Raw genomic sequence first — 7,128 nt, forward strand, 5'->3', positions numbered from 1 at the left:
CAATCCATTCTCATCCTGATTGACGCGCTCTCTCACCCAGATTGTCGCGCTACAATCATACGCCGGCATCGCGAGATCAACGCATCTCGTTTAGCCGCTTGACATACAGAAGGGCATCCAGGGGTCACAATTTACGACGCCCCGTTTTACCGGGATCCTGGAAGAACGTCAGATCCGCATCAGCATGGACGGACGTGGACGCTGGCTGGACAACGTGTTCATCGAGCGTCTGTGGCGGTCGCTGAAATACGAATGCGTCTACCTGCACGCGTTCGAGACCGGATCAGAGCTGAGGGCCGGGCTTGGCAAATGGATAGCCCATTATAACGAAAGGCGCCCGCATTCGGCTCTCGCTGGACGCACGCCCGATGAGGCGTATCATGGATCCGCTCCGACGCCGTTGCCGGGGTTAACCCCGGCAACGGTGTCGGTCAGCAACAACGAGAAATTGGCGGCATGGCAACACCGGGCAATAGCTTATTCAACCCGCAAATTTGTCCGAACGAATGGGGCCACCTCACCTCTCGGGCATCAGCGGCGCAATCAGCGCCCATTCCGTATCGCGCAGGCCACATGCATACTCAAGGTCGTCCCGGCGATACTGCGCTCGGGTGATTTCAGTCCGGGACATCTTGATCTCATCAGGTCGTCGCAAACCCATGAATCATAACCTGCTGAAATCACTCAACTCATTTTAAGTCAGACAGTGAGAGCAAAAACGCAACTGTAGTGCTGGTGTTGCTCCATTATCCTGTTGACCTAAAGTCAACGTTAAGGATATTTCTTTATCAAGCTAGATAGAAGATAGATAAGAGGTTAAATTGGCTTCGACGAAAAAAAATGTTGTTCAAGTCTTGTCTGAACCTCATCCTGTTTTTCACGATAAAAAATTCCCGTTAAGCAAGCATATGTATGCCTACTGGCATCGATTTTCGTTGTCTCGACAATTTAATATTAATTCTGCGCGTTCGCGATTGGATTATGTAACTTATTACATTTGGGATATGATCGCGTTTCGTGATGTATCGCTGCAGCTTGATGTCCCTTCCCTGATTGCTGACCTCAACGCGCCGGTTATGGCATGGGGGTATCTGACTACATTTTGGCATTCGGTGTGGATTAAGCATTTTCGAGGCCGTTTCGATATTTATGACGAGAGTGGGTATCATGCGTATCTTGCGCATGTGGCGACTGAGGAGGTGCCCCACCGATTAATCCCGCAGGTGTTGTTCCCGGCCAGTTTGCTGGCGGTTATCAATATGCCTCAGCCAGGGATAGCGGCGCCCTCCATTAGTCGCGCTTTTTTTCATCGATGGCACGGAGCGTCGATTTACCGTGAGTGTTACGATATTGCCAAAAATTCGGCAGATCGAGATCTATTCATGATTGATCAGATTATTCACGTCGTCGGGGAACCGGGGCGTGAATTTTTGCTCTCCGCTGAGGAAGAGCGTTACTGGTCTGGTTCGCCGATATCTGGCTATCCTACTCTCAGCAGAATGGTATTGCTGCTTGCGCGGATCTCATCTCGTTTTGGGCGGAGGTTGTCGTCTGGTATATTGACCTCAGAGATGGTCGATGAAATCCAGAACTGGTGGAAGAAAGATGTTGCGGCAGATATGCCCAGCGTGCTCCGTTTCGCGCCGATGTTGACGCCTCAAGCGATTAATCTCAGCGATCACGCATTGTATAGCATGGGACGAGCGCGTCGGAGAGTGACGCCGCAAAAGCCGGACGTTACCAACGGAAAGATCGAGGTTCTTTTGATCGGTGCCTTGGGCGCCGCAAGCGGGTTGGGCGCGGGAATGCGCCGGGTGGTCGGAGCTCTTGACAAAGCGGGGGTTGATTACCGAATTTTTCCATTCTTCTATGATATGCCGAGTGCTATTCAATATTCTGATTTGGGTGATCGCCTTTATCGAGGCGAGATGCCGGAGCGGATTATTTGGCAGTATAATGGGGAATATATATTTGATGTTATGACGCTCTTGCCTGATTTTTCCAATTGTTCTTATAATGTCGGTTATTTTTTCTGGGAGACGGCAGCTCTTCCCGAGGCGCACAAAGTTGCGCTTGAACTCGTGGACGAAGTGTGGGTGCCGTCAGAATTTTGCCGAAAAACTTATGAAGGACATGGAGTTCCCGTTGTCGCGGTTGGATCTTCGGTCGAACTTCCAAAAATCGACAGATTTCTGAGTCGGTCGGAGCTGGGACTTGATGAGGATGTATTTATAGTCGCCTTTAGTTATGATTCCCATTCTGTTATTCACAGGAAAAACCCGGCGGCTGTCGTGCAGGCATTCAAGCGCGCTTTCCCCAAAGGAACTGAAAAGGCGCGGCTTGTGCTAAAGACGCAGAATATGGGTACAGCCCATTGGAATGGTGTGCGCGGGCGTGGGGAAGAACTGCTCGAACTGGTTTCCTCTGATCCGCGTATTATATTCTTCGATAAAACGATGACGCTCCAGGAGCTCTATTCAGTTAAAAAGGCATGCGATGTGTATGTCAGCCTCCATCGCTCGGAAGGATATGGTTATGGTCCGGCTGAAGCAATGGCGCTTGGTAAGCCTGTGATTATGACTCGTTATTCTTCGACAGGTGAATTTGAATCGGGTGAGAATTGCATTATGATTGATGGCCCATTGATTCACGTCGAGAACGATGAGTATCTTTATCAGGTTCCAGAGATGGTGTGGGCCGATCCCGATATTGATCAGGCCGCAAGGGCAATCCGTCTTCTCTATGATGATCCCAACTATGCGCGAAAGCTCGGCGGCAAGGCGGCCGAGACGATTAACCGTGAGCATAGTGTTGATGTTATGGCTGCCCGTGTTCGTAAGCGTCTGGAAGAGCTTGAAATTGTCAAGCAGGAGATTGTTTGATGCCGACCGCTCCTTTTGAACTTATCGATCCTCAGATGACAGATGATCAATTTGTTCGGCATGTCTATCGAACTGTTCTGGGGCGTGATGTCGATCCGGGTGGCTTGGCGACGTATGTGGACATGCTGTCTAACGGTATGACGCGTGGGCAGATAATCGATATTGTGCGTCAAAGTGATGAGGCTGCGATTCGATTTCAAACAGAAGAGGAAGGGAGAGCTATTGCCCATCTCCTTTTTAGTAAAAGTGCGGCGGTTCTGGGCGGCCCGATTGTTGCACGCATCGCAGAGGTAGGGTCTGCAGAGACTTGGAGCGAAGCTATTCGACTGGTTAATGAGCAGCATAGACAATTGGACGAAACAGCGGCCGCGCTTCTCTTCGGGCCAGTTGTTGGATTTATCGAACAGCTTGGCACCGACATGGTGCATGGATGGGTGCTCGTCGATGCTGGGGAGGAGGTAGAGGTTTTCATAGACAATTTATCGATTGGACGTGTCGCATGTCGCTATCAGGTTGATGGCATGAAGACCGAGCGTTTTGTCAATGCATGGTGCGGTTTTCGCATACCAATTCGGGAGGGTGTTTTGTCTTCTGCCGGTATTCACTTATGTCGTGTGCGGGTGAGAGGCATGGATCTACCGCCTCGAGGCAGACTTATTGCTCCGTGGCTGCAGTCGCGTATTGATTCTTATAATCGAACGCATGTCCATAAATTTCAGAATTTTCAAGTCGAAGCGTTTCGTAAAATCTAACACGGTGTAGGAATTGGTTATGACTAAATATCTCGTTACCGGCAGTGCAGGCTTTCTCGGTTTTGCTTTAGCTCAGAAACTGAGTGAGAATCCTGAAAATACGGTCTTTATGGTTGATAATTTTGTTCGTGGCGAACGTGATGAAGCATATATGGCTTTATGCAATAAAGAAAATGTCACGGAGTTAGCGGTTGATCTGACGACGCCGCAAGATGTCGACACCCTTCCGAAAGATATCGATTACGTATTACATATGGCGGCGCTCAACGGGACGCAAAATTTTTATGAGCGGCCTTTTGATGTGGTTAAACATTGTACGTTGCCGACTGTTTTTCTTGCTGAATTTTATGGAAAAATTGGAAAACTTCAGCGGTTTCTTTATGCTGGTACGTCCGAGAGTTATGCTTCGACCGTTTCTATTTTCGGGTGGAGTGTTCCGACAGCAGAAGATGTGCCTCTCTCGTTTTCAGATGTCTTCAATCCCCGCTGGTCGTATGGTGCTTCAAAAATGCACGGCGAAGTTGCGACGATTAATGCGTCGGCGCACTTCAAGATGCCGATCACTATTGTTCGTTTCCATAATGCCTATGGGCCGCGGATGGGTGACAAGCATGTAATACCTGATTTTTACAATCGTGCTAAACGGGGTGTCTTTGAACTTTACGGTTATGAAGATACGCGTTCATTTATCTATGTTGACGATGCCGTACGTGCGACATTGGCTCTGGCTACAGCTCAGACTTCCGTAAACGAAGTTGTAAACGTTGGTGGTGCTGACGAAATTACAATGGAGGCCTTGGGTCGTAAGATGATGGAAGTTGCAGGTTTTGAGGGTGAAATCGCTCTGCATCCTTCCCCCGCCGGCAGTGTAAAGCGCCGGGCGCCGGATCTTACAAAGCTCAAGCGCCTGATTGGCTACGAGCCCGAGTGGTCGCTGGAACAGGGTCTTGCTACGACAGCCAAGTTTTACTTAGCAGAAAACTGATAACCCTGTCGATGACGGGTAGGGTTCGATAGAGTGATGGTTCTCGAAGGCTCTGCTGTCATAGGCATTGACGTTCTGGAGATGGATGAGGTGGCCCCATTCGTTCGGACAGATTTGCGGGTTGAATAAGCTATTGCCCGGTGTTGCTATGCCCCGCCAATTTCTCGTTGTTGCTGACCGACACCGTTGCCGGGGCTAACCCCGGCAACGGTGTCGGAGCAAACCCATAATACGCCTCATCGGGCGTGCGTTCAGCGAGAGCCGAATGCGGGCGCCGCGAATTATAATGACCAATCCATTTTGCCAGGCCGGCACGAAGTTCCGAGCCGGTCTCGAAAGCGTGGAGATACACGCATTCATATTTCAATGACCGCCAGAGCCGTTCGATGAGGACATTGTCCATCCAGCGGCTGCGCCCGTCCATGCTGATGCGGATTTGCCGCTCCTGCAGCAATTCGGTGGTAACCGGCCGCTCACGGCCGCCTTATGATTGGATTGGATGATTGGTAATCTCCTGTTGTTAGCGACGTCGTTATTGACGTCGTTTGGGAGGTGATGATGGGGCAGGAGATCCTGGTTGGCGTGGAGCGTCGACGGCGCTGGCCTGTGGCGCGGAAGCTGAGCATCCTGTCGGAGGTTGGTGGTAACCGGCCGCTTGAGTGAAGTGGCCCCCCTCCCGAGGACCAGTGATGGCTGATTTTAAGTTGGAAGGTCTGGCCCGGTTTTCCTTTTTTTGTTCAGGCGACCATGAGGTCGGTCTGATGGTGTTGGGCCTGTGGGGATGTGGGCGGCGCGGCAGCGCCGTCCATCATATCCACAGGCTTTGTCCTGGCCCGGCTTTCCTCCCAAACCGCCATTGGCGTGCGGAAACCGAGCGCCTGGTGCGGGCGCGTCCGATTATAAAAGATAAACCATTCAGCGATGCCGGTTTTCGCCTCGCGCCCGTCAGCATACCCCTTCAGGTAGATGTCCTCGTGCTTGAGCGAGCGCCAGAGACGCTCGATGAACACGTTATCCATCCAGCGGCCCCGGCCGTCCATCGAGATCCGGATGCCCGCCTTGTGCAGCGCGCCGGTAAAAGCGCCGCTGGTAAATTGCGACCCCTGGACGCCCTTCTGTATGTCAAGCGGCTAAACGAGATGCGTTGATCTCGCGATGCCGGCGTATGATGACGCCATAGACCTCGCGGGCGATATAGCGTTTCAGGATGCGGATGACTTCGAGTTTGGAGTGACCTTCTGCGATGCGCTTGGCGACATAAGCACGTGTCCTTTCGTCGGTTCGCAGGCGGCCGATGGCGATAAGATGCAGAGCGCTGTTGGCTGCCCGATCACCGCCTCGGTTCAGTCGATGGCGGATCGTTTTTCCCGACGAGGCTGGTACCGGGGTGACACCGCAAAGGGCAGCGAAGCTTGCTTCGGATTTCAACCTGTCGGGATTGTCGCCAGCCGTCAGGAGAAGCTGGGCGGCTCCATTGTGGCCAATGGAATTGCGGGCGACGAGTTCCGGCGCCAGTTCTTCGACAATCGCCTTGATCATCAGATCCAACTCGGAGATCTCGTCGTGCAGTTCGAGATAACGGCGTGCGAGGGATTTGAGGCTGATCCGATAAGCGGCTTCGAGATTGTGGTAAGCGGTGAGGTCTGGCCGGGACGCCACTAGCGTACGGATCAACTGCATCCGGGTCATGGAGCGTAGCTGCTCCCGCAGCGCATCCGGCGCCGCGACGATCGTATTCTGGATCATCTGTAATGCGACTTTTCTGGCGTTTACAGCTGTTTTCCGACATGCCCGCAGAACTCGGAGAGATTCCACCATGCCGTCTCTACGGCGCGGGGTAACAGTCCGCTGACCAGCAAAAGCAGCATGGGCAGCGCTCTGAGCATCCAGATCGTCACTCTTGCCACGCCGGCGACGGTCATGCCGATCAGGCGCCGTGACCTCCAGCACCTCGACCCCGGCAGCTTGCAAATAGCGCAGCAACCCCGCGCCATAGCTACCGGTCGATTCAACCCCGACACGCAGAAGATTGCCCGCCGCGCGCATCCATGCCAGCATCTGTCGATAACCCTGTCGTGTCGCAGGAAAACTCTGTGTGCCCAGAACATGATCCTGCTCGTCGACGATGGCCGCGACGTGCAGATCCTTGTGGGTATCGACGCCGCCAACGATTACGCGCGTCGTTTTTTCGTTTCCATCCATGACCGTGCCTCCGACTGATCGCTCTCAATGGCTCAGCCGCGGCCCGCTGCATGGACAGGACAGTCACGAGACCGGTCAGGTCAGGCCCTTCTCGGGTCACAGGCAATGGCCGAGGCAAAGCCTCTCTGCGCGGTGCTCCCGGGCGGTCGACAGGTCCAGGGAAAGACACAACAGTCGATCAGAGTGCGGGTCAGACCGCACCGGGCACCTCGCAGCGCCAGTCTACCGTGGTCGATCAGTGTTTGAGACAAACTGAACCGCCCCGGGTTTACCGGAGAGTTTGTGGTTCAATAGTCAGGCGGCTTTT

4 protein-coding genes and 4 pseudogenes are annotated in these 7,128 nt (G+C 53.0%); 4 read left to right on the top strand and 4 right to left on the bottom strand.

Annotated features, from left to right (window positions below):
- Positions 1-118 precede the first annotated feature (118 nt).
- A pseudogene (locus tag ABF821_RS19010) lies at positions 119-388 on the top strand (transposase); the annotation flags it as partial.
- Positions 389-520: 132 nt separating this feature from the next.
- On the opposite strand, the pseudogene ABF821_RS19015 reads toward ABF821_RS19010, so the two are convergent.
- Positions 521-631, bottom strand: a pseudogene (locus ABF821_RS19015) (IS5/IS1182 family transposase); the annotation flags it as partial.
- Between the two features lie 190 nt (positions 632-821).
- Here ABF821_RS19015 and ABF821_RS19020 point away from each other — a divergent pair.
- The 3 genes from ABF821_RS19020 to ABF821_RS19030 are packed head-to-tail and all read left to right on the top strand — an operon-like array spanning position 822 to position 4,619.
- Entirely contained in the window at positions 822-2,882 is a 2,061-nt protein-coding gene (locus tag ABF821_RS19020) for a glycosyltransferase family 4 protein (RefSeq protein ID WP_415531214.1), read from the top strand.
- The gene (locus tag ABF821_RS19025) at positions 2,882-3,634 is read left to right on the top strand and encodes a DUF4214 domain-containing protein (RefSeq protein ID WP_415531215.1); all 753 of its coding nucleotides are present in this window, start codon (positions 2,882-2,884) and stop codon (positions 3,632-3,634) included. The genes ABF821_RS19020 and ABF821_RS19025 overlap by 1 nt, the downstream gene beginning before the upstream one ends.
- Before the next feature lie 19 nt (positions 3,635-3,653).
- Positions 3,654-4,619, top strand: coding sequence for an NAD-dependent epimerase/dehydratase family protein (locus ABF821_RS19030; RefSeq protein WP_415531216.1), 966 nt, complete (start codon positions 3,654-3,656; stop codon positions 4,617-4,619).
- 130 nt (positions 4,620-4,749) lie between these two features.
- Here ABF821_RS19030 and ABF821_RS19035 read toward each other — a convergent pair.
- The 3 genes and pseudogenes from ABF821_RS19035 to ABF821_RS19045 form a co-directional block, all read right to left on the bottom strand.
- A pseudogene (locus ABF821_RS19035) lies at positions 4,750-5,088 on the bottom strand (integrase core domain-containing protein); the annotation flags it as partial.
- Positions 5,089-5,356: 268 nt separating this feature from the next.
- Positions 5,357-5,725 (bottom strand): annotated as a pseudogene (locus tag ABF821_RS19040) (integrase core domain-containing protein); the annotation flags it as partial.
- Between the two features lie 16 nt (positions 5,726-5,741).
- Positions 5,742-6,821 carry an IS110 family transposase gene (locus ABF821_RS19045; protein ID WP_415531217.1) on the bottom strand — a complete coding sequence of 360 codons (1,080 nt, stop codon included), beginning with the start codon at positions 6,819-6,821 and terminating at the stop codon, positions 5,742-5,744.
- Positions 6,822-7,128: the final 307 nt, after the last annotated feature.

The organism is Gluconacetobacter sp. (genome assembly GCF_047721585.1).
GTDB lineage: Bacteria > Pseudomonadota > Alphaproteobacteria > Acetobacterales > Acetobacteraceae > Gluconacetobacter > Gluconacetobacter dulcium.